We start from the raw sequence: 21,002 nt of genomic DNA, 5'->3' as shown, positions 1-21,002 counted from the left end.
TAAACTCAAATATACTGATTGTAAAAGGGTTTTCCTATTTCTGGCGATTTACAAAAACTATCGTGTTTATTTTATCAATTGTGGCTTTCTATTAAAGTTTAATGAATTTAAACGATTTCAAGCCATCAGAAGTTTTAATTGAAATGATATAAGTTGCCGATGGTAAAAGGCTGATGTCGATTCTTTTCGATTTGTCAGTTATAATTAATTTTCCGCTTAAATCAAAAATAAATACTTTTTCAATTTCGAGCTTGGTGGTTTTGATGTTAATGAAATCTTTCGCCGGATTCGGGAAAACGGTTAAATCTGTTTTAACTTCGGCGGTGGACAGTTCTATTGCCAAAGTGACTGGTTCCCGAAAGAAAGAAATTTCCATCAGTTCTTTTGGAAGGACTTCGAAAAAATAGGCTTCGCAAGTATAATCCGTAAAATCTTCCTTTGCAACATTGCTAATGAAATATTTTTCTGAATTAAGCAGAGTTTTCTGATCTAAGTTTTTAAACCAGGAATATTGGTAATCATTTCCTGAAAGCGATTGCGGTAAAGCCGCTGCATTTCCAATGCCTGCAAAAACAGTTTTCGCCTCGTCATATCTTTGTGGTGAATAGCTGAAATCTGCCAGTGATTTATTTTTCAATAAAAATGTTCTGATATCCTGCTTTGTAAATCGGTTGTTGTCTATAAAAGTGAGTGCGGGAATAGTTTCCGGTATTTCACCCGACAGCTGATTGTTATTGAGCGACAGCATTTGCAGTTTTTTTAACTGAAGAAGCGCACTTGGGAATGTGCCCGAAATAAGATTTTTATCCAGATAAATCTGTTCTAAGTTTTGCAAACCTGCTAAATTTTCGAATCCGCCCGAAATTTTATTATCAGAGAAATTCAAATGAATTAACTGTGTTAATTGTGAAAGTTGCGCTGGGAAATTCATCATCTGGTTTCCTGCAAAAGACAACCATTCTAAATTTTCTAATTGCGCTAAAGCCGCGGTGAAATTAGGTGAGATGGTATTGTTGCTTAAATCCAGACTGTTTAATTGATTAAGCGTGGATAATTCTGTGGGTATTTTCGTTAACTGATTTCCTGAAAGATTTAATTCTTTTAAAGTGATTAATGTTGAAAGATAATTGAATTTTTGAGAAATCGAATTGTTGCTTAAATTCAAAGATTTGAGCTTCGTTAAAGTGGAAATCTTTTGTGGAACTGCGTTTAAACCAATATGTGCTAAATCCAGAATTTCCACATCCTGAAAATTTTGCAGGAACGTTTCGATATCTGCAAAAACAAATGTATTGTTTCCGAGTGACATTTCCTGAAGTTGCGAAAGTGGTAAAAGAGCCGCAGTCGGATCCCCGGAAAAACGGTTATTGCTTATATCCAGACGGGTTAAAGTAGTTAATCCTGAAACCGCCGTAGAAATTTCGCCAGATAATTGATTAGAACTCAGATCGAGTTTCTCGAGTTTTGATAAACCCGAAACCGCAACCGGGAAATTTCCTTTCAAGGCATTTCCACGAAGATTAATTTCGCTTACGTTTCCTTTTTTGATTTTAATGCCGTACCAAAATTTAGGATCTTTGGTTAAATCCCATTTTATACTCCAGTTTTCGCCGTGAGTACTGTTAAACACGTTGATCAGCGACGATCTTTCAGCAAAAGAAATACTCCAGTTTTGTCCAAAGCAAAAGCTGGAGAAAAGAAAAAAGAATAGAATTTTTTTCACTCAATTTTTAGTTTTTATGCAATACAAATATATACTAAAAGTTGATTTGTGAAATTTTTTTAAATTAAATAGACTTCTTCCTTTTAAATTTCGATAATTAAAAGCTATGAGATTCTTGTGTCAATCTGCATTTGAAAGTTTGATGCCGTCTTCTTCCAGTTTGTTTTTCAGTATCCGTAATGCGTTACTCTTTATTTTCATAATGTTTTCGCCACTTTTCATGAAAAATCGGGCATGAAAATAGAAAATACCCAAGGACTGTTTTAAGATGATAACCTGCGATTCTTCAATATGGTCTGTGAAATCAAAACTTTTGATTTGATCTAGAATAATCTCTCTTGTTTTTTCTAAGTCCTGACTGCCGGCCACCTGCAATTCCAGAAAAACTTTTCGCTGTCCGGAAGATGAATAATTGGTAAAGGGTGCACTGAAAATTAATTGGTTAGGCACGAAGACTTTTTTCCCATCGTCTGTAATAATCTTCGTAGTCAAAAATCCGATTTTTTCTACCACACCGGTTACGTCTTTAATGGAAACATAGTCGCCATCGGCAAAAGATTTATCGATCCCGACCAGCGCTCCGGAAAACATGGAGGATACTAAATCTTTCAAAGCAACACCGGCCACAACACCCGCAACTCCCAAACTCCCGATGAATTTTAGAATAAATCCGCCCAATCCCATTATTTCAAAAGAGATAAATGCACCCGAAAGAATAATTAAAAATTTAAAGACTTTAATTAAAGTAACAATTGAACTGTTGTTGTTTTTTGGGAAGAACTTCTGAAAAATCCTTACCGATATCTTGCTCAGGTAGGTGCTCAGCGCTAAAAAGAGCAGGAATACTAAAATTCCGACCGCAAGTTTAGGGGTCGCCTGTGCAAAGCTTGTGTACCAGCGATCGAGCACAGACATAATGATTTCATAATAATTCATAATTCAAATATACCAATAATTCAAGGTGTCGTAATAGCAAATTTCTTTCCAAAAAAATGTTACTGTAAATTTTCAACTTTATGTATCTTTGTTGCCCACAAGAAAAACGGCTTGTTGATTCCCGATTCGTTGGGGGTAGGAAAGTCCGGACACCATAGAGCAGCAAAGCGGATAACATCCGTCGGTCGCGAGATCAGGACCAGTGCAACAGAAAGTATGTATATTAATTTATAGTGAAACCAGGTAAACTCTTTGCGGTGCAATGTTAAGTATATCGGATTTTTTCAGCAATGAAAATAGGAGTGGCTCGCTCCAAAAACCGAGGGGTAAACAGCAAAAGTTTTGCAGCAATGTAAAGCGTAGATAAATAACAGGCATTTTGACTTCGGTCAAAGTACAGAATCCGGCTTATAGTTTTTCTTGTGGGTTTTTTAAAAATTGAAAAAGCAGAAGTTGAGGTTTCTGCTTTTTTCATTTTGTTTTCATTTTTCAAAACAAATATGAAAACAACTATTTAAAAATTCACCGGTTTAAAATGGATCCTGTATTTTTCGATAAATTCACCATTCACCATTCACCATTCACCATTCACCATTCACTATTCACCATTGACACCATTGCTATTCACTTTTCATCTGCTTCTTCGCATCTGCTAACTCGGTTGTTTGATTTTCTGAAAGGGTGGGATATTGTAAATTCATTTTTTCCATTGCATCGATAATAATCTGAATGGCAGCCACTCTTGTAAACCATTTGTGGTCAGCCGGAAGCACGTACCATGGCGCATAATCTTTTGAGGTTTCGTTGATGGCTTCTTCGTATGCAGACATGTAATTATTCCACAGGGCGCGTTCGGGTAAATCTCCTGCGGCGAATTTCCAGTTTTTGGTGGGATTGTCAATCCGTTCGAGGAATCTTTTTTTCTGTTCTTTTTGGGAAACGTTCAAAAATATTTTAATAATCGTCGTTCCGTTTTCGGCTAAAGTTTTTTCAAAGTTTCTAATGCTTCTGTAGCGGTTTTCCCAGAATTCGTTATCAAAATCATCCACTGATTTCCAGACTTTTTCACTCAGATTATATTCGGGATGAACTTTGCAGACCAAGACACTTTCGTAATGGCTTCTGTTGAAAATGCCGATTTTTCCTTTTTCGGGCAGTGCGATATAATGTCTCCACAGGAAATCATGGGCATATTCTTTATCGTTTGGCGTTTTGAAACTGGTTACTGTACAACCCTGCGGATTTACGCCACCAAAAACATGCTTGATCAGCGAATCTTTTCCGGCTGCATCCATCGCTTGCAAAACAATCAGTATAGATTTGCTGCCATCACTATACAACCGTTCCTGAAGTTCGCGGAGCTTTTCTTTCTCCTTTGCCAGCATTTTTTTTGCAGCGTCTTTCGAGAGTTTTCCCTCGTATTCTGTTGGAAAATCTTTGAGAGAGAATTTTCCGTTCACGATGAAATTATCAGTAAAATCTAAATCCATTGTTGTAATATTTCCACTAAAATAAAAAAAATCATTTCAATGCTGAAATGATTTTAGATTTTTATTTGTTAGCACAAATTACAGTGCCTGTAATTTTCTGGCCGTTGCTTTTTTGGCTGCAGGAACAACTTTCATCGTTTGTGGAGCACTCATCAATTTAGCTTCTGCTTTAATCGCTGTTTGCGGAGCAATCGTAGCTGATGCCTCACCTACATTTCCTTTAATGGTGATTACAGATCTGCTGTTTTCAGCATCATTGGAATATACTTCAATGATTTTTGTGAAAGGTCCTACGATTTTGGTGTCGTAACCTACTTTTAATTCAGCGGTTTTTCCCGGCATGATTGGGTCTTTTGTGACCTCAGGAGTTGTACAGCCACAAGATGCCTGCGTTCTCGAAATAATAAGAGGTTTGTCTCCTGTGTTTTTAATGATGAAAACTCTGTGGCCGTCAGCGCCAACTGGAACATTCCCATATTCGTAAACTGTTTTGTCAAAAGAAATAGTTTGTGCTGATGCCAATGCAAAAGTTACGGCTAAAAATACGCCTGCGAAGATTTTTTTCATTTTTTAATTTTTTAGTAATTGGTTTTTTGATTAAATTTAACAAACAAAGTTAAAAATTATTTTAATAGTACGGTCAATTTTCTTTATTTCCCTATTTTTGCAACTATTAAGCCAAAGATTTTATATATGCAGATTTCAGAGAAATATACGCCCCAGGAAACAGAACAGAAATGGTATGATTTCTGGCTAAAACATAATTATTTTCATTCCGAACCAAACGAAAAACCTCCTTACACGATTGTGATTCCGCCACCCAATGTCACAGGGATTCTTCACATGGGTCACATGCTGAACAATACCATTCAGGATATTTTGATTCGAAGAGCCAGAATGCAGGGGTTTAATGCATGCTGGGTTCCGGGAACTGACCATGCATCGATTGCGACGGAAGCGAAGGTAGTGGCGAAACTGAAAGAAGAAGGAATCAATAAAGCAGATATTTCCCGCGAAGAATTTCTAAAACATGCGTGGGACTGGACTGACAAATATGGCGGAACCATTTTGGAGCAGTTGAAAAAATTAGGTTGTTCCTGTGATTGGGAGCGCACCCGTTTCACGATGGAGCCAAAACTTTCACAGCAGGTGGTGAAGTCGTTTGTCGATTTGTATAATAAAGGATTGATTTACAGAGGATACCGAATGGTAAACTGGGATCCTGAAGCGAAGACCAATATTTCTGATGAAGAGGTTATTTTCAAAGAGCAAAACGGAAAACTGTTTTATTTAAAATATAAAATCGAGGGCACAGAAGATTTCCTTTCTGTTGCGACCACACGTCCGGAAACGATTTTCGGTGATACTGCAGTTTGTATCAATCCTAATGATGAAAGATATGCACATTTAAAAGGGAAGAATGTAATTGTTCCGATCGTAAACCGCGTGATTCCGATTATTGAAGATGATTATGTGGATATCGAATTCGGAACCGGAGCGTTGAAAATTACACCGGCTCATGATACCAATGACTATGAAATCGGAAAGCGTCATCAGTTACCAATGATCGATTCTTTGGATGATGATGCCAATTTGAATGAACATGGTTTGCATTACGCTGGTAAAAACAGATTCGTCGTTCGTAAAGAAATCGTAAAAGAATTAGAGCAAAATGATCTTTTGTTAAAAGCAGAAGATTACGTAAATAAAGTAGGAACATCTGAAAGAACAGGAGCGGTTATCGAACCGAAAGTTTCTGTTCAGTGGTTTTTGAAAATGTCGGAAATGGCAAAACCCGCTTTGGAGGTAGTGATGAATGATGAGGTGAAATTTCACCCGGAAAAATTCAAAAATACCTACAAACACTGGATGGAAAATATCCGCGACTGGAATATTTCAAGACAGCTTTGGTGGGGACAACAGATTCCGGCTTATTTTTATGGTCAGGGTGAAAATGATTTCGTCGTGGCAGAAACCATCGAAGATGCTTTATCTCTTGCCAAAGAAAAGTCTCAAATCTCAAATCTTCAAATATCAGATCTTCGTCAGGATGAAGACGCGCTCGACACCTGGTTCTCTTCCTGGTTGTGGCCAATGTCGGTTTTCGACGGACTTACGGATCCTGAAAATAAAGATATCAATTATTATTATCCAACTTCTGATTTGGTGACCGGTCCGGATATTATCTTTTTCTGGGTCGCCCGGATGATTATGGCGGGAATTGAATATAGAAAAGAGGTTCCCTTTAAAAATGTTTATTTCACTGGAATTGTCCGTGATAAGCAAAGACGCAAAATGTCAAAATCACTCGGGAATTCTCCAGATCCAATTGAGCTGATGGAGAAATACGGAGCAGACGGTGTTCGGGTCGGGATTTTGTTGAGTTCGGCTGCAGGAAACGATTTGCTTTTTGATGAGGATTTAATGTTGCAGGGAAGGAATTTTGCCACCAAAATCTGGAATTCAAATAAATTAATTCAAGGCTGGAAAAAAGAGGATTCGATAAAAGCGAATGAGGCAGATCAACAGGCAATCGCCTGGTTCGGAAATCAAATGGATAAAACCATTGCTGAAATTGCAGATCAATTTGAAAAATTCCGTATTTCTGATGCTTTGCATTTGGTGTATAAATTAATCTGGGACGATTTCTGTTCCTGGTATTTAGAAGCCATTAAACCTAATTTTGGTGAACCGATTTCTACGGAAGTTTATGATCAGACGATTCAGTATTTTGAAGAATTAATGAAATTACTGCACCCGTTCATGCCATTTTTATCCGAAGAATTATGGCAGAATATTTCTGAAAGAACGGTAGAAAATGCGTTGGTAATTGCGCAGCAAAGAAAAGTACAGTCTTATAATTCAGAGGTGATCAAACAGTTTGAAGTTTCGAAAGAATTGATTTCCGGCGTTAGAAATTACCGTCAGAGCAAAGGGATTTCGCCACGTGAAAGTGTTGAAGTTTTCACCAATGCCGCTTCTTTTGACAATGTGAATTTAGTAAAGAAACTGGCGAATATTGAACAAATCCATTTTGCTGAAAAAACAGATAAACCTACTTTCTCATTCTTAATCGGAGGAACAGAAGTTTCAATTCCGTTAAGTGAAAACTTAGATTTAGGAGAAGAGAAAATAAAAACAGAAGAAGAAATCAAATATCTGAAAGGATTCATGATGTCTGTAGATAAAAAATTATCCAACGAAAAATTCATGGCAGGAGCGCCGCAGCAGGTGGTAGATAATGAATTGAAAAAGAAAAAAGATGCGCAGGATAAATTAATCCTCCTCGAAGAAAAACTGAAAACACTATCATGAACCACATCGAAAATATCAAAAAACTTTTCACCAGAAATTTTATAGAAAGTCCTTTGATTGAGACTTTCGACGCAGGAAATATTACGCTTACAAGTGGGAAGCTGGTGATTTGCGATCCTTTGATTACCAGCGAAATGCCGGTTTTTACCACGGATTTTCCTAAAGGGGATTTTTCGGTTTTGGTTCATAAAGAGATCGAAAGCAGTTGCATCGCTTATGTAGAAATCGTTTTCAGTGATTCAGAAATTACAGATTGGAAGCTCGCAACTTCTGAAGGTCAGAATATAGATGATTTACAGGAAGAAGAAATCTTTGGTTTTCCCGTAGAAAGTGGGATGGGATGTTTAATGGATTTCGAAACCCAGCAAAATCTGAATCTTCTGGAACAGCATTTGTTCAAAAGAAAAGGAGACGATTTTATGGGGATTTATGAAGAGTTTTTTCATGAGCATTTTTTTCAGGAAGAAGGCGCTGTCAATCAGTACGCTTTTCTAAAGCCAAACGAAAAAAAACCGGGAAATCTGTTCGCTTTTGAAACGGGTTATGGTGAAGGTTTTTATGCAAGTTATATAGGATTTGACCGAAATAACAATCCTGTAAAAGTCGTTTCTGAATTTGTAGAAATTAATTAGGATGTAATATTTCCTAATCATTCTATATTTAAGTACATTTGAAAGATAAGTTATCAGCACAATGAATATCACTTCCGAGCAACCGAAAATTATTGTAATTGGCAGTTCATCTATCGATTTAGTTTTGAACACCGCACATATTCCACAGCCTAATGAAACGGTTATGGCTGAAAAATCAGAAAGTTTTTTTGGTGGAAAAGGAGCCAATCAGGCAGTCGCAACTTCCAGATTGGGAGCCAGCGTTTATTTTATTGGAGCAGTCGGAATGGATCCATTTGGCCAGCAGATTTTCCGCAATTTAGTGGATGAAGGGGTAAATGTCAGCTATGTTGTCGAAATTGAAGACGCTCCGACAGGAACCGCTTACGTCGTTGCAGCTAAAGGAATTAATTCCATTGTCGTTGTTCCCGCATCGAATTATTGCTTACAGCCAAAACACGTTCAGGAAGCTGAAAAGCTTTTTACTACCGCCGATCTGGTTTTAATTCAGCTTGAAATTCCGATGGACGTTGTAGAGTACACTGCGCAATTGGTGAAGAAAAATGATAAGAAATTGGGGATTTACGCTTCTCCTGCCAAACACCTTTCTTCTGAAGTGATTGAGACCGCCTCTTTCATCGTTGCCAAAAGCAGTGAATTATCAATTATTTTTGGTGATGAGCCTAGAGAACAGATTTTAAGAAAATATCCGAATAAATTATTTGTCCGCGATGATACCAATTCCACAACCTATTTCAATGGTACAGAAATGAAGTATTACCGGAATGATCACGATTCTGTATCTCACAAAATGGGTATGGGCGATGCCTTTACCGCAGGTTTTGCGGTCGCGCTTTGTCACCGGAATAATATCGACGACTGCGTGAAATTCGGAAATGATGTTTCTTTGAAAGTAACCAAAAACAGAGGTTCCCAAAGCGGACTTCCGTACCTGAAAGATATAATTGAAGGATAATTTGCTATATTGAGCATATCGGTTTTTCCTTTTATTACATTTAAAATTTATATTTTTAAAAAACAATTCCACTTATTGAAAGGTGGAATTTTCATTAAATGAAAGAACTTACTTTAAATACTCTGGATGAAATCCACCTTTCCGTAAAGATTTTCGAACCGGAATCTTCAAACGGAAAATTATTGCTCATTAATTCTGCAACTGGAGTGAAACAGCAGATTTATTTTTCCTTTGCAAAATATTTGGCAGAAAACGGATTTGTCGTCATCACCTACGATTATCGGGGAATCGGCGAGTCTAAACCAGAGAAAATGAGCGGTTTCAAAGCCTCAATGAGAATATGGGGAACTTTAGATTTTAAAGCGGTTACTGATTTTATTCAAAAGGAATATCCGGATTATACCAAGTTTTGTTTAGGCCATTCCGTTGGTGCTTTAATTCTTGGGATGAACGAGTATTCGATTAATTTCAAGAAGTTTATTTTTGTAGGAACGCAGGACGCTTATATTGGAAATTTAAATTTCAGCGTTGCGGTTACCGCTTTGCTGGGCTTCGGAATCGCACTTCCGGTGATGACTCATTTTTTTGGATATTTCCCGGCACACCGCTTCGGTTTGGGAGAATCTTTACCCAAAGGAGTTGCTTTCGACTGGCAAACTTTAATTTTAAATAAAAAATCCACAAGTAGACTTTATGAAAAAATTAAAGAAAATCATGCTCTGGAATTAAAACAGGAAACCTTTATTATCCACGCCGAAGATGACACTTGGGTGACTCAAAAAGGAATGAAAAATCTGCTGAAGAATGTTTATCCAAATTTAAAAACAACATTCAGAGAAGTTAAAGTTTACGAGTCTGAAAAAGGCGAAATCGGACACATCAATTTTTTCAGAAGTTTCAATAAAAGCCTTTGGAAGATTGCATTAGATGAACTTTGAAAAAAATCCGGAAGTTTTAGCTCCCGGAATTATTTAAATTAGTGAAATTGATTTTCGAGATTTTTCAGCTCCGAAATGATGTTGTCTAATTTTGCATCCTGTTTTTTAATTTCCTTTTTACCGAGATAAAAATAAGCAAAAAGCATCCATGAATAAGTGATCGCAAAAGCGAGAATCATCTTCCATAAATCTATACTTTTTAGTAATTCATAGAGATAAACTCCCAGTGCAATACTTAGTAAAGTGTAATAAACAGGCATGTTCCAAGATCTCTGTTTTTTCTGAAAAGCTCTGAAATTCTGCCATTGTTTCAAATGAAAACCAGGTGTTTGAGTTTCATCAATTTTACTGATTTCATTTGCTGTGAAAAGCATTAATAACGCTTGAAGAAAACAAGTTGATGAAATAATGACCATTGATGAAATAATAGGAGTGGTTTGTAATTTGGCGTCTAAAAAAAACATTAAAACCAAGATTAAAATCCCTATAAACATCAGTAATATTGCTCCTTTTGTGTAAGTGTTTTTCAGTTTCATACGATTGTTTTTTATTTTTGAAATGTTTGCGTTTTTTGTTGGAACCTTGGTTTCTGATTGTTTCCAAAGGTTTTCCAGTTCGTTAAATTCTTCCATAATTCATATATGTTTCCTGAAGTTCTTTTTTTATTCTGTGAATTTTCACACGCAGATTATTCTCGGTAATTCCGGTGATTTCTGCGATTTCTTCGTAAGGCTTTTCTTCCAAAACCAAAGTGATAATAATTCTCTCACTTTCTTTTAATTTGCTGATGCATTCATACAATCGGCTGATTTCCGTAGAGTTGTCATAAGTTTCTTCATGAACGAGTTTTGATAAAATCACTTCAGAATTCTCCGCTTTGTTTTTTTGCTTTTTAATTCCAACCAAGCAAGTGTTGATGGCGATTCTGTAAATCCAAGTGCTAATTTTGCTTTCGTTCCGGAATTTGGGCAAACTGTTCCAAACTGAAATCCACGTTTCCTGGTGAAGATCGTCCGCAAATAATTTTTCACCCGAGTAACTCAAACATAATTTGTATATTCTGGCAGAAAACTCTTTATAAAGTTGATCAAAATCGTAAGTCATCTTTTGAATATTTTGTAAAGGTCAATTTTGAATTTGTGATTTTTCATTAGAAATGTTTTGGTGTTAATAAAATCAAATTTTCTGGGTTCTGTACATTGGATACAAATATTCTAAAATTATTACAAAAATGGGTGAAAAAAAATTGACCGTGTCAAATAATTAAATTCTTTATTACGGCAACTCTTTTAAAATCATTAAATTTACAACAAAGTAAATCCAATGAAAATCTACACCAAAACCGGTGACAAAGGCGAAACTGCACTGTATGGCGGAACCCGCGTTTCCAAAGCGTCCGCAAGAGTAGAATCTTACGGAACGATCGATGAACTCAACTCTTTTATCGGTGTTGCGAAATGTGAAATTATAGAAGAGGAAATTTTAAATCAACTCAAAAAAATTCAGTTTGACTTATTTACAGTTGGTTCAGAATCGGCAACTCCTACCGATAAATTAACTTTAGCAAACGGTAAATCACGCCTGGCTTTAATGATTACCGATACCGAAATTGAAGAACTCGAACATTGGATGGATGCTTTTGAGAAAGAACTGGCGCCTTTGCAATATTTTATTCTTCCGGGTGGCGGAAAATCTGCCACGGCACTTCATGTTTGCAGAACTGTTTGCAGGCGTGCAGAACGCAGTTTGGTTTTCCTCAATGAATCTGAAGAAGTTCGCCCGGAACTCATCAAATACCTGAACCGGCTTTCCGATTATTTATTCGTTTTGGCACGTTATGTTTCAAAAATAAATGGGGAAACTGAAGAATACTGGAATCCAAATGACCGATAAAGCACTCCTTTTCATCAACGGAATCCCGCCAAAAAATCTTCCGCAAACAGAAGGTTATTCATTAATTGCCTGTTCCGATGGAGCGTTTCATTATTTGAAAGAGATGGATTTCCCATTTGAAAAACTCGATTTTATTTCAGGGGATTTCGATTCGCATTCCGGAAAAGACGAAAAAATTTATCACGATAAATTTATTTACACACCGGATCAGGATAAAACCGATTTTGAAAAATCACTCGAGATTATCAAAGGAAAAGGATTTAAAACGATCGATGTTTACGGTGGAAGTGGCGGTGAAATGGATCATTTTTTAGGGAATCTAACCGTGGCATTTTTATTTAAAGATGATTTAAAGATTACTTTTTTTGATGAATTTTCCACCTATTTTTTTGCACCGAAAAAATTAGTCTTAGAAAACTGTAAGAATTGCATGATTTCGTTATATCCGTATCCTCTGGCAGAAAAGGTGATGACAAAAGGTCTGAACTGGCCTTTAAATAACGAAAATTTAGATATTACCTCCCGAGTTGGAACGCGAAATTTCGCTATAGAAGAGGAGGTGACCATTGAATTTGAAAGCGGAAATTTAGTCGTCTTTGTGGGAAAAACAGACGAACGCTAATTTTTAAGGAATTTTAAAATAAAAACCCAACTTTTTTCCTCAACTTTGCATTTTTAAAACTGTAAAATTTCAGCAACAAAATGAAAATTAAATATTCAGAACTTATCGATCAAACTTTGTATTTTCCAACCGAAGAATTTAACGTCGCGGATAATACTCTTCAATTTCATGACATTCCTTTGATGGAGGTTATTGAACAGTTCGGTACGCCTTTGAAGTTTAATTATCTGCCAAAAATATCTACCAATATTCAGCGTGCAAAAGCCTGGTTCAAAGAAGCTTTTGAAATCAATGATTACAAAAAAAAATACCGCTATTGCTACTGCACCAAATCCAGCCACTTTGCTTTTGTACTGGAAGAAGCACTGAAAAATGATATTTCTCTGGAAACTTCTTCAGCCTACGATATTGATATCGTACGGTCGCTTTATGAAAAAGGAAAATTTGACAAGAGCGTAGAAGTGATTTGCAACGGTTTTAAAACCGATGATTATTTAGCAAAAATCTCTGATTTAATTAATAAAGGTTTTCACAATATTACACCGATTCTCGATAACTATCGGGAACTCGACAAACTGACGGAAAGTATTGATTCTACCTTCAATATCGGGATCCGTATCGCTTCAGAAGAGGAACCGAAATTCGAATTTTATACTTCCAGATTAGGAATTGGATACAAAGATATTATTCCTTATTACAGCCAGAAAATTGCAGACCATCCCAATGCGCGGTTGAAAATGCTGCACTTTTTCATCAATACAGGAATCAAGGATACGGCTTACTATTGGAATGAACTTTATAAATGTCTGCGCGTTTATGCACGTTTGAAAAAAATCGCTCCCGAAGTGGATTCTTTGAATATCGGCGGTGGTTTTCCCATAAAAACTTCTTTGAATTTCGATTACGATTACCAATATATGGTGAATGAAATCGTGTCGCAAATCAAAAAATTCTGTGAAGAAGAAGGCGTAGAAGAGCCAAACATCTACACCGAATTCGGCAGTTTTACCGTTGGCGAAAGTGGCGGACATCTCTATAAAATTATCTCTCAAAAACGCCAGAATGACCGGGAAAAATGGGATATGATCGACTCCTCTTTTATGACCACTTTGCCCGATACCTGGGCGATTTCCCGCAAATTCATTATGCTTCCGCTCAACCGTTGGGAAGATACCTATGAACGTGTTTTCTTAGGCGGATTAACTTGTGATTCAGACGATTACTATAATTCCGAGCAGCATACCAATGCGATTTACTTACCGACTTTCAGCGACACAAAACCTTTATATATCGGTTTTTTCAATACCGGTGCCTATCAGGAAACCATCGGCGGTTACGGCGGCGTTCACCACTGTTTGATGCCTCAGCCGAAACATATTTTGATCGATAAAGATGAAGAAGGCAATTTTTTATATACCGTTTTCCGGGAAGAGCAAAAACCGGAAGATGTTTTAAAATTATTAGGATATTAAAATAAATAAGGAGCATCCAGATTGGTGCTCCTTTTTATTTTTCGGTCCCGCTGTCCACTATATCTTTTTCTTTCACTGTCGTGAAAAGAAAAAGGATGCCGTTTCCATCGGGGCTAAAACAACTTTCAGGTTTTTTTTCAAAGGCAACCTCTCTAAAAATACTTTGCGCCGCTTATGTCTTTAGATTAAAAAAAATAAAATCAACTTTCCGTTAAAAGTATTTAATAATTTTTTCAAACTCAATCTCTGAAAAATCAGAAATCAACAGATTGGCTTTGTCATAATTCTGATTGATGGAATGTTCACTTTTATAGGCGGTACAGAAAATCCCGGCGGAGTGAGCTGCCACGATTCCGTTGGTAGAATCTTCAATGACCATGCAACTTTCTCTTTTTTCGCCAGCGATTTCAGAGGCTAAAAGAAAGATTTCAGGATAAGGTTTCGATTCCTTTAAATCGGCACCACTGATTTTTCCAAGAAAATATTTCCCCAAATCAAATTTTTCAAAAACCATATCAATCGTGGTCATGCTGGCGGACGAAGCCAAAACAAGTTTTATATTATTTTCAAAATAATTTTCAATCAGATTTTTGACACCCGGAATTAAATTAAAATCTGCATCGCTGTAAAAATACTGTTTAAAATATTTTCTTTTAATAACCGCTAATTCTTCGGGAGTATTCTCAAGTCTGAACCTTTCGATAAGCGTATTGGAAACTTTTTTTGTAGATGCACCGGTGAAGGTCGTGTATAACTCTTCGGAAACTTCAATTCCCAAATCGTCGAACATCTGGTAGTAGGCTTTCCTGTGAAGCGGTTCGGTATCAACGATAACACCGTCCATGTCGAATAAAACTGCTTTTAATGGCATTGATTGTTTTTTGTAAAAATAAGGGTTTTTGCAGAGTTTCCGGAATTTTTCACTAAAGATTTAGATGACGGTAATAAATAGCATCAGGCATTTTCTTATCTTTGAAAATCGAAAACTTATCATTTAAAATTTAAAAACTCATGAAAACCTACGCCGATATTCCAGAAGAAAATGCTCAGTTAGAAACCTCGAAAGTAATGCTGGTAACCGTTCCTTATGACGGAACTTCTACATGGGGAAAAGGTGCTGACAAAGGCCCGGAACTTTTTTTAGACGCTTCTGAAAATATGGAATTGTACGACATCGAAACCAGTACAGAACCTTATTTGGAAGGCGTTTTTCTCGCAGGGGAAATCACCGAGAAATCTTCTCCGGAAGCGATGACGGCAGCGGTTTATAATAAAACCAAAGAACTTCTCAACCACGACGGAAAATTATTTACCCTTTTCGGCGGCGAACATTCTGTATCGATTGGCTCCATTCGCGCAGTGGGTGAAAAATATGAAAACCTGACGGTTTTGCAATTGGATGCGCATACCGATTTGCGTCCGGAGTTTCACGGATCTACGTCTAATCATGCCTGCGCGGTTTATGAAGCCAGCCAAAAACATAATTTAGTTCAGGTCGGGATCCGTTCCATGGATATTGAAGAAATGGAATATGTGAACAAAGAGCAGTGTTTTTGGGCGCACCAAATCGCCAATAACGAAAACTGGATTAATGACGTTTTAGAAAAAGTTTCAGGGAATGTTTATATCACGATTGATTTGGATGCTTTTGATCCTTCCATTGCGCCATCAACAGGAACTCCGGAACCAGGCGGTTTGCAATGGTATCCAACTTTGGAGTTACTGAGAAAAGTATTTGAAAAATGCAATGTGGTTGCTTTTGATATCGTAGAATTAATGGATTCTCCGATGCCAAAACCTACGGCGTTCTTAGCTGCAAAGCTGTATTACAAAATGTTGGCGTATTATCATATCAGCAAGAATTAAAAAATTAAACCCCGATAAACATAAAACCCATAGATTTTCTATGGGTTTTGTTTTTTAACGTTCCAGCAGAATGTCATCCACATCTTTCATCCTTTTCATTACCGAACGGGCATAGGAACAGTGTGGATATACTTTCCAGTCGTTTTCCCTGGCGAATTTGATGCCCTCTTCAACTAAATATTTTCCCATTCCGCGACCTTCGAATTTTGGATGAACCAGAACAAAGGAGATGATTAATTTATTTTCTTCTGGAAAAATCGTGTAGGTCAGTCTTCCTACTTCGTCGTCTTCATTGCTTAAAATCAGTACGCCGCCGTTTCCGGATCTGTTATTTTCGTATTTCATGATAATCGATTTTGTTCTTTAAATTTAAGGAAAATAAATTAAAAGACGTTTTTCTGCTTAAATACAGTTTTTCGTTTTGATAAAATCGCTGCACCATAAGGTTTAGATTAAAGATCTTTTCCCGTGTAGAAATTATAATCTTTGATGATGACATTGATGAATTGTCGCTCCGTCATTTTCGTTGGATCTATTTCTAATTTCAGGATTTCTTTAATTTTAGTAGAAAGTTTTGAAACCACTTGTCTGTCGTCTATTTTCAGTGCTTTTTGATAATTTTCTTTAATGATTCTCACGTCGTTATCGGTCAGGGCAATGACTTGTGGAAAAAGGGGGACGTAGTCTTCTTTGAGGTTTTCAAGAATCGTGTGAGAGATATTCACTACATTTTTTAAAGAAATAACTGCCGTTCCGGAAGCGATATCTCCCAACCGCTGGTTGTTTTTTGAAACAATCATGCTGATTAATCCGACCACGCCGGAGTTGGAAAAAACATCGATCAGACGGAAAAACCAGCGCATCAGATAATCGCCAAAGCCGGCCTGAAATCCGTCGATTTTCACCACTTTTATTTTAACGATTTTTTTGCCGAAAGTTTGCCCTTCCATGAGACTTTCGCATACCAAAGTGTAAATATAAATCGGAAAAGTGATGATGAGAATAACCGCCATTCTTGACCAATTGTCCATACCATCGAGGACTGAACCGAGATTTAAGATGCGGAAAAACACTAAAAAAAGAACAAATAAATAGGCTGCTTTTATTAATATATCAATAAAGAAAGCCAGGATTCTTTCACCAATACTTGCCGTATTGAAATTAATATTTACATTTTGTGAAGTATTTATAGCAATCAGCGACATATTTTTATTATTTTAGCCTCGCATGAGAGAGGTTGCATTTATCAAACAAAATAAAGAAAAATGGTTGGGAATCGAGCAGGTTATCGCGGGAAAAGTTAAAAAAAATCCGGATGATCTCTCTTCGCTGTACATTAATTTGGTGAATGATTTGTCGTTTGCACAGACTTACTATCCCAAAAGCAAAACCACGGTTTACCTGAACCATCTTTCTTCCCTTATTTTCCAAAGAATTTATAAAACAAAAAGAGCCGAACAAAACCGCCTGTTTGAGTTTTTCAAAACCGAAGTTCCGCTTTTGGTTCATCAGTACCGACGGTATTTGTTTTATGCGTTCGGGTTTTTTATTTTGTTTACGTTAATCGGTTTTATTTCAGCGTATTACGATAAAGAATTTGTCAGAGTTATTTTGGGTGATGAATATGTCAATACAACGATTGAGAATATTGAAAAGGGAAATGCGGTAGGCGTTTATCAGCAAGGTTCGGATTGGGGAAGTTCCATCGCGATTATTTTTAATAACCTAAAAGTTGGGGCGGTTCTTTTTATTTATGGCGTTTTCGGTGGCGTGGGCACTTTGTATGCTTTGTTGCAGAACAGTATTATGCTCGGCTCATTTCAGTATTTTTTTCACGAACACGGAGCATTGAAAGAAAGTGCGAGTGGAATCTGGCTTCACGGCGTTTTCGAAATTTTCAGCATGGTTGTAGAGGCGATGGCAGGATTGATTTTAGGCGCTTCCATTTTATTTCCGAAAACCTATTCGCGTTTTAATTCCTTTAAATTAGGTTTTAAAGATGCCTTTAAAATATTTTTAAGTACCGTTCCCTTTACGATTGTCGCGGGAATTATCGAAGGTTATGTAACAAGATACGCCCTGCTAATGCCGGGGATTATTAATGGACTTATCATTTTCGGCACGCTTTCATTGGTCGGTTATTATTATTTTATTTATCCATATTCAGTAGCAAAAAAAACAAGAATACATGATGCAGTTTTATCAGAAACGGGACTTCGGAACCTTTATTAGCGACACGTTTGCCTTTTTTAAAGAACACGGAAAAAACTACTTTAAAAATTATCTTTTAATCAATGGGATTTTATTAATTCTAATGGTTCTGATTTTTGTTTTGGGGTATCGTGAATTATTCTCACAAATGATGGGTTCCAATACCAGCGGACAGAATTATTATTTTGAGGCTTATTTTCAGGAAAACCAGGCGATGCTTATTTTCGTTTCCACTATCGTATTTATTCTGTTTTTGGCCGTCACCATGGTTTCCTATTCTTACCCGATTCTGTATCTGAAAAGACTGAGTGAAACCGGTGATAAAAACATTAAAGCCGACGATATTTTAAGTGATTTGAAAAGCAATATCGGACGGTTTCTGAAATTGTTTCTCGGACTGCTTTTTATCGTAACGCCATTGGCAATGATCGTTTTCGGGCTCTCGGTGATGTTGATGTTTATCCTGATCGGATTTTTGCTGATATTTTTAGTCGGACCAGCTTTGATGAACGTCGTTAATTTTTTAATGTTCGATTATTTCAATACCAGAAAAGGTTTTTTTGAATCTTTGAGTTATGCCGTAAGAGCGCAGTTCTCTTATCGAAACGGCAGAGAAAAATCTCCTTTTTGGAAATATTGGGGTTCCACCGTCGTGATGTATTTAATCATTCAAACAGTTTCGTCCATTTTCACGATGATACCGATGATGTTTATTTTTGGCGGGATGATGACCGTTCCGCAATCGGGAGAACTGCAGCAAAACCCTTTTGAAGGTCCGATGGGAATTTTTATTTTTATCATTTACGGAATTTCCCTTCTGTTTTCTTTTTTAATGATCAACGTTATTTTTGTAAACTCCGGGTTGCAGTATTATGACAGCCGCACAGACCTTCACCGGAATATAGATTTATCAGAAATCGATACCATTGGCACTAATGAAATTTAGGATTCTTCTTTTCTTTTTTATAATACAATTTATATCCGGAAATTCTCAGGAACTTCCGCCACCGCCGATTACTCATTTTTCAGATTCTATCACAACCCCTTCTAATGATCAGTATTACAGTGATTCTATATTGCTTGAAAAACCTACAACCAATAATATTGTTTTTCCAAAAAGTTTTGATCAAAAATTTCAGTCCAAATATAAAGGTTCAGATTATGATTACACGACGGTAAAACCCAGAGAATCGCTGTGGCAAAAAATTCAGAAAAGGATTCGTAAAATTCTGGAAGCTGTTTTTGGAAAAGTCGATCCGAACAAATCCGAAAAGTATGCAGAAAATTTGATGCGGATTTTTGCTGTTATTATCAGTGGTTTTGTCCTCTATTTTTTAATTAAATTTTTGCTGGGCAAAGACGGCAATTTCTTTTTCAGCAAAAAGAAAACAAAAATTAAGATTGAAAATCAGGATCTTCACGAGAATATCCATGAAATAAATTTTAGTGAAAGCATTGAAAAATTCGAAAGACAGAAAGAGTACCGTTCCGCGATCCGTTATCAGTTTTTATTGGTTTTAAAGAAACTGGCCGATAAAAAACTGATTACCTGGAATCCCGAAAAAACCAATAAAGATTATCTTTCAGAATTAAAAGTAAAAGATCTAAAAGCAGGTTTTAAAGAACTGGCTTACGTTTTTGAGTATGTCTGGTATGGCGAATTTGAGGTTAATGAAGAGAATTATCTTTATTTTAAACAGAAATTTTTAAATTTTAAGATATAGAAAATCTCAACGGGATCTATTGAAACATGAATAAAACATTCAAATTATATGGCTTGATTTTCATCATCGTGATGGCGGTTTTGGCGTTGCTGGAACTGACGAAATCCGACGTTACCGATTGGCGCAAGAATTTTGATGTTAATGAAAAATCGCCTTTTGGTTTGTTTATCTTTAGCAAAGAAGTGGATCACCTTTTAAAAAATAAAGTACAGCGAACCGATCTTTCACCTTATGATTTCTATAAAACGCAAAAATTAAAACCTCATAATATTTTAATCGTCCAGTCAGAAATCGATTCGGAATCCTGGAATAAAATTCTGCAGAACATCGAAAACGGATCCGATGCATTGATCATTTCAGGTTCTTTCAATAAAAAAGTGGCGGACTCGCTCGGGTTTTCACCTTCAAGAATAAGTTACGAAGGTTCTAACCTGTTATTGTTGACCGACGAAAAATTCGCTCAGGATTCTTTGAAAGTCGATAAATTACCGTCTGGAAAAGGATTTGAACTTATTCTTAAACGCGATGAAATCTTAGGGAAAGAAGAAAGTGACAGCAAAATGGCAAATTTTATTAAAGTCCGTCACGGCAAAGGAAATCTTTATTTACATGCAGAACCATTGATTTTAACTAATTATTATTTGCTAAAGCCCGGGAATGAAAAATATGTTCAGGATGTATTTTCTTATCTTCCGGACCGGGAAACGGTTTGGTTTTCTGGAGCCAATAAAAACAGAACAGAATCCCGGTCGCCACTGCGTTTTATTTTGTCGAAACCCGCACTGCGTTATGCATGGTGGTTGTTTTTAGGCGGACTTTTATTATTTATCATTTTCAATGCAAAACGCAAACAGAGAATTGTTCCCATTATTGAACCCAAGAAAAATAAGTCGGTCGAATTTGTAAAAAGCATCGGGAATTTATATTTACAGGAAGGAGATTTCCATGATATGATGGCAAAAAAAGCGCAGTATTTTCTCAATCGGGTGAGAATGGATCTGTTAATCGATACCAAAGATTTAGATGAGAAATTCATTCATCTTCTCCATCTGAAAACCGGGAAAAGTGTAGAGGAAATTACAGAAGCCACCGAATTGATTAAGAAAGGACAGGATCCTTACGCCAGCGTGATGAAAGAGGATTTAATAAAAATGAATACATTGTTAGACGGAATTTTACAATAAAATGCATCGACTTTAATAAAAAAAAAGACCATTCAACCCAA

21 protein-coding genes and 1 other RNA gene are annotated in these 21,002 nt (G+C 36.6%); 13 read left to right on the top strand and 9 right to left on the bottom strand.

Features of this window, described 5'->3' with window-relative positions:
• Nucleotides 1–91: 91 nt before the first annotated feature.
• Nucleotides 92–1,723, bottom strand: coding sequence for a T9SS type A sorting domain-containing protein (locus tag QGN23_RS08065; protein ID WP_282903829.1), 1,632 nt, complete (start codon nucleotides 1,721–1,723; stop codon nucleotides 92–94).
• Between the two features lie 120 nt (nucleotides 1,724–1,843).
• Complete coding sequence (locus QGN23_RS08060) at nucleotides 1,844–2,659, bottom strand: mechanosensitive ion channel family protein (RefSeq protein WP_282903828.1); 816 nt, start codon at nucleotides 2,657–2,659, stop codon at nucleotides 1,844–1,846.
• A 98-nt stretch (nucleotides 2,660–2,757) separates the two neighbouring features.
• On the opposite strand from QGN23_RS08060, the gene rnpB reads away from it, so the two are divergent.
• Nucleotides 2,758–3,086, top strand: an RNA gene (gene rnpB / locus QGN23_RS08055) — RNase P RNA component class A.
• A 193-nt stretch (nucleotides 3,087–3,279) separates the two neighbouring features.
• On the opposite strand, the gene QGN23_RS08050 is transcribed toward rnpB, so the two are convergent.
• Entirely contained in the window at nucleotides 3,280–4,149 is an 870-nt protein-coding gene (locus QGN23_RS08050) for a polyphosphate kinase 2 family protein (RefSeq protein WP_282903827.1), read from the bottom strand.
• A 78-nt stretch (nucleotides 4,150–4,227) separates the two neighbouring features.
• A complete protein-coding gene (locus QGN23_RS08045) occupies nucleotides 4,228–4,716 on the bottom strand; it encodes a DUF1573 domain-containing protein (protein WP_282903826.1) in 489 nt (162 codons plus the stop codon).
• A gap of 126 nt (nucleotides 4,717–4,842) precedes the next feature.
• Here QGN23_RS08045 and QGN23_RS08040 point away from each other — a divergent pair, with 126 nt between their 5' ends.
• The 4 genes from QGN23_RS08040 (at nucleotide 4,843) to QGN23_RS08025 (ending at nucleotide 9,989) form a co-directional block, all read left to right on the top strand.
• Nucleotides 4,843–7,464 carry a valine--tRNA ligase gene (locus QGN23_RS08040; protein ID WP_282903825.1) on the top strand — a complete coding sequence of 874 codons (2,622 nt, stop codon included), beginning with the start codon at nucleotides 4,843–4,845 and terminating at the stop codon, nucleotides 7,462–7,464.
• Nucleotides 7,461–8,096: a DUF4241 domain-containing protein gene (locus tag QGN23_RS08035; protein WP_282903824.1), complete on the top strand. Its 636-nt coding sequence runs from the start codon at nucleotides 7,461–7,463 to the stop codon at nucleotides 8,094–8,096. The genes QGN23_RS08040 and QGN23_RS08035 overlap by 4 nt, the downstream gene beginning before the upstream one ends.
• Before the next feature lie 61 nt (nucleotides 8,097–8,157).
• Complete coding sequence (locus QGN23_RS08030) at nucleotides 8,158–9,051, top strand: ribokinase (RefSeq protein WP_282903823.1); 894 nt, start codon at nucleotides 8,158–8,160, stop codon at nucleotides 9,049–9,051.
• Nucleotides 9,052–9,149: 98 nt separating this feature from the next.
• Entirely contained in the window at nucleotides 9,150–9,989 is an 840-nt protein-coding gene (locus QGN23_RS08025; protein WP_282903822.1) for an alpha/beta hydrolase family protein, read from the top strand.
• A gap of 38 nt (nucleotides 9,990–10,027) precedes the next feature.
• On the opposite strand, the gene QGN23_RS08020 is transcribed toward QGN23_RS08025, so the two are convergent.
• On the bottom strand, nucleotides 10,028–10,525 hold the full coding sequence (locus tag QGN23_RS08020; protein WP_282903821.1) for a hypothetical protein: 498 nt from the start codon (nucleotides 10,523–10,525) through the stop codon (nucleotides 10,028–10,030).
• Nucleotides 10,526–10,607: 82 nt separating this feature from the next.
• Nucleotides 10,608–11,093: an RNA polymerase sigma factor gene (locus tag QGN23_RS08015; protein WP_282903820.1), complete on the bottom strand. Its 486-nt coding sequence runs from the start codon at nucleotides 11,091–11,093 to the stop codon at nucleotides 10,608–10,610.
• Nucleotides 11,094–11,312: 219 nt separating this feature from the next.
• Between QGN23_RS08015 and QGN23_RS08010 the strand changes: the two genes are divergently transcribed.
• The 3 genes from QGN23_RS08010 (at nucleotide 11,313) to QGN23_RS08000 (ending at nucleotide 13,976) form a co-directional block, all read left to right on the top strand.
• Nucleotides 11,313–11,882, top strand: coding sequence for a cob(I)yrinic acid a,c-diamide adenosyltransferase (locus QGN23_RS08010; RefSeq protein ID WP_282903819.1), 570 nt, complete (start codon nucleotides 11,313–11,315; stop codon nucleotides 11,880–11,882).
• Nucleotides 11,842–12,504: a thiamine diphosphokinase gene (locus QGN23_RS08005; protein WP_282903818.1), complete on the top strand. Its 663-nt coding sequence runs from the start codon at nucleotides 11,842–11,844 to the stop codon at nucleotides 12,502–12,504. The genes QGN23_RS08010 and QGN23_RS08005 overlap by 41 nt, the downstream gene beginning before the upstream one ends.
• A gap of 80 nt (nucleotides 12,505–12,584) precedes the next feature.
• Complete coding sequence (locus QGN23_RS08000) at nucleotides 12,585–13,976, top strand: type III PLP-dependent enzyme domain-containing protein (protein WP_282903817.1); 1,392 nt, start codon at nucleotides 12,585–12,587, stop codon at nucleotides 13,974–13,976.
• 211 nt (nucleotides 13,977–14,187) lie between these two features.
• On the opposite strand, the gene QGN23_RS07995 is transcribed toward QGN23_RS08000, so the two are convergent.
• Nucleotides 14,188–14,847 (bottom strand): HAD family hydrolase, encoded by a 660-nt coding sequence (locus QGN23_RS07995; protein ID WP_282903816.1) that lies wholly within the window; start codon nucleotides 14,845–14,847, stop codon nucleotides 14,188–14,190.
• Between the two features lie 140 nt (nucleotides 14,848–14,987).
• On the opposite strand from QGN23_RS07995, the gene speB reads away from it, so the two are divergent.
• Entirely contained in the window at nucleotides 14,988–15,842 is an 855-nt protein-coding gene (gene speB / locus QGN23_RS07990) for an agmatinase (protein WP_282903815.1), read from the top strand.
• A gap of 54 nt (nucleotides 15,843–15,896) precedes the next feature.
• Here the strand turns inward: speB and QGN23_RS07985 are convergent, their stop codons facing one another.
• Nucleotides 15,897–16,187, bottom strand: coding sequence for a GNAT family N-acetyltransferase (locus QGN23_RS07985; RefSeq protein WP_282903814.1), 291 nt, complete (start codon nucleotides 16,185–16,187; stop codon nucleotides 15,897–15,899).
• 107 nt (nucleotides 16,188–16,294) lie between these two features.
• Nucleotides 16,295–17,047: an RDD family protein gene (locus QGN23_RS07980; RefSeq protein ID WP_282903813.1), complete on the bottom strand. Its 753-nt coding sequence runs from the start codon at nucleotides 17,045–17,047 to the stop codon at nucleotides 16,295–16,297.
• 22 nt (nucleotides 17,048–17,069) lie between these two features.
• Between QGN23_RS07980 and QGN23_RS07975 the strand changes: the two genes are divergently transcribed.
• From QGN23_RS07975 to QGN23_RS07960, 4 genes are read left to right on the top strand one after another with little or no spacing between them, the layout of a single operon-like run.
• Complete coding sequence (locus QGN23_RS07975; protein ID WP_282903812.1) at nucleotides 17,070–18,074, top strand: stage II sporulation protein M; 1,005 nt, start codon at nucleotides 17,070–17,072, stop codon at nucleotides 18,072–18,074.
• Nucleotides 18,031–18,999: a DUF4013 domain-containing protein gene (locus tag QGN23_RS07970; protein WP_282903811.1), complete on the top strand. Its 969-nt coding sequence runs from the start codon at nucleotides 18,031–18,033 to the stop codon at nucleotides 18,997–18,999. Before QGN23_RS07975 ends, QGN23_RS07970 begins: the two co-directional genes overlap by 44 nt.
• Entirely contained in the window at nucleotides 18,989–19,777 is a 789-nt protein-coding gene (locus tag QGN23_RS07965; RefSeq protein WP_282903810.1) for a DUF4129 domain-containing protein, read from the top strand. Before QGN23_RS07970 ends, QGN23_RS07965 begins: the two co-directional genes overlap by 11 nt.
• 26 nt (nucleotides 19,778–19,803) lie before the next feature.
• Nucleotides 19,804–20,961: a DUF4350 domain-containing protein gene (locus QGN23_RS07960; protein WP_282903809.1), complete on the top strand. Its 1,158-nt coding sequence runs from the start codon at nucleotides 19,804–19,806 to the stop codon at nucleotides 20,959–20,961.
• Nucleotides 20,962–21,002: the final 41 nt, after the last annotated feature.

This window comes from Chryseobacterium gotjawalense (genome assembly GCF_030012525.1).
In the GTDB taxonomy this organism is placed as follows: domain Bacteria; phylum Bacteroidota; class Bacteroidia; order Flavobacteriales; family Weeksellaceae; genus Kaistella; species Kaistella gotjawalense.
This window is presented reverse-complemented; position numbering and strand designations above follow the sequence as displayed.

Bases quoted from the DNA above. Each gene is read 5' to 3' on its own strand.
- QGN23_RS08000 (WP_282903817.1), top strand. From the start codon at position 12,585: ATGAAAATTAAATATTCAGAACTTATCGATCAAACTTTGTATTTTCCA.
- QGN23_RS07980 (WP_282903813.1), bottom strand. From the start codon at position 17,047: ATGTCGCTGATTGCTATAAATACTTCACAAAATGTAAATATTAATTTC.
- QGN23_RS07985 (WP_282903814.1), bottom strand. From the start codon at position 16,187: ATGAAATACGAAAATAACAGATCCGGAAACGGCGGCGTACTGATTTTA.
- QGN23_RS07995 (WP_282903816.1), bottom strand. From the start codon at position 14,847: ATGCCATTAAAAGCAGTTTTATTCGACATGGACGGTGTTATCGTTGAT.
- QGN23_RS08045 (WP_282903826.1), bottom strand. From the start codon at position 4,716: ATGAAAAAAATCTTCGCAGGCGTATTTTTAGCCGTAACTTTTGCATTG.
- QGN23_RS08040 (WP_282903825.1), top strand. From the start codon at position 4,843: ATGCAGATTTCAGAGAAATATACGCCCCAGGAAACAGAACAGAAATGG.
- speB (WP_282903815.1), top strand. From the start codon at position 14,988: ATGAAAACCTACGCCGATATTCCAGAAGAAAATGCTCAGTTAGAAACC.
- QGN23_RS08035 (WP_282903824.1), top strand. From the start codon at position 7,461: ATGAACCACATCGAAAATATCAAAAAACTTTTCACCAGAAATTTTATA.
- QGN23_RS08060 (WP_282903828.1), bottom strand. From the start codon at position 2,659: ATGAATTATTATGAAATCATTATGTCTGTGCTCGATCGCTGGTACACA.
- QGN23_RS08005 (WP_282903818.1), top strand. From the start codon at position 11,842: ATGGGGAAACTGAAGAATACTGGAATCCAAATGACCGATAAAGCACTC.
- QGN23_RS08030 (WP_282903823.1), top strand. From the start codon at position 8,158: ATGAATATCACTTCCGAGCAACCGAAAATTATTGTAATTGGCAGTTCA.
- QGN23_RS08020 (WP_282903821.1), bottom strand. From the start codon at position 10,525: ATGAAACTGAAAAACACTTACACAAAAGGAGCAATATTACTGATGTTT.
- QGN23_RS08025 (WP_282903822.1), top strand. From the start codon at position 9,150: ATGAAAGAACTTACTTTAAATACTCTGGATGAAATCCACCTTTCCGTA.
- QGN23_RS07975 (WP_282903812.1), top strand. From the start codon at position 17,070: ATGAGAGAGGTTGCATTTATCAAACAAAATAAAGAAAAATGGTTGGGA.
- QGN23_RS07970 (WP_282903811.1), top strand. From the start codon at position 18,031: ATGATGCAGTTTTATCAGAAACGGGACTTCGGAACCTTTATTAGCGAC.
- QGN23_RS08015 (WP_282903820.1), bottom strand. From the start codon at position 11,093: ATGACTTACGATTTTGATCAACTTTATAAAGAGTTTTCTGCCAGAATA.
- QGN23_RS08010 (WP_282903819.1), top strand. From the start codon at position 11,313: ATGAAAATCTACACCAAAACCGGTGACAAAGGCGAAACTGCACTGTAT.
- QGN23_RS07965 (WP_282903810.1), top strand. From the start codon at position 18,989: ATGAAATTTAGGATTCTTCTTTTCTTTTTTATAATACAATTTATATCC.
- QGN23_RS07960 (WP_282903809.1), top strand. From the start codon at position 19,804: ATGAATAAAACATTCAAATTATATGGCTTGATTTTCATCATCGTGATG.
- QGN23_RS08050 (WP_282903827.1), bottom strand. From the start codon at position 4,149: ATGGATTTAGATTTTACTGATAATTTCATCGTGAACGGAAAATTCTCT.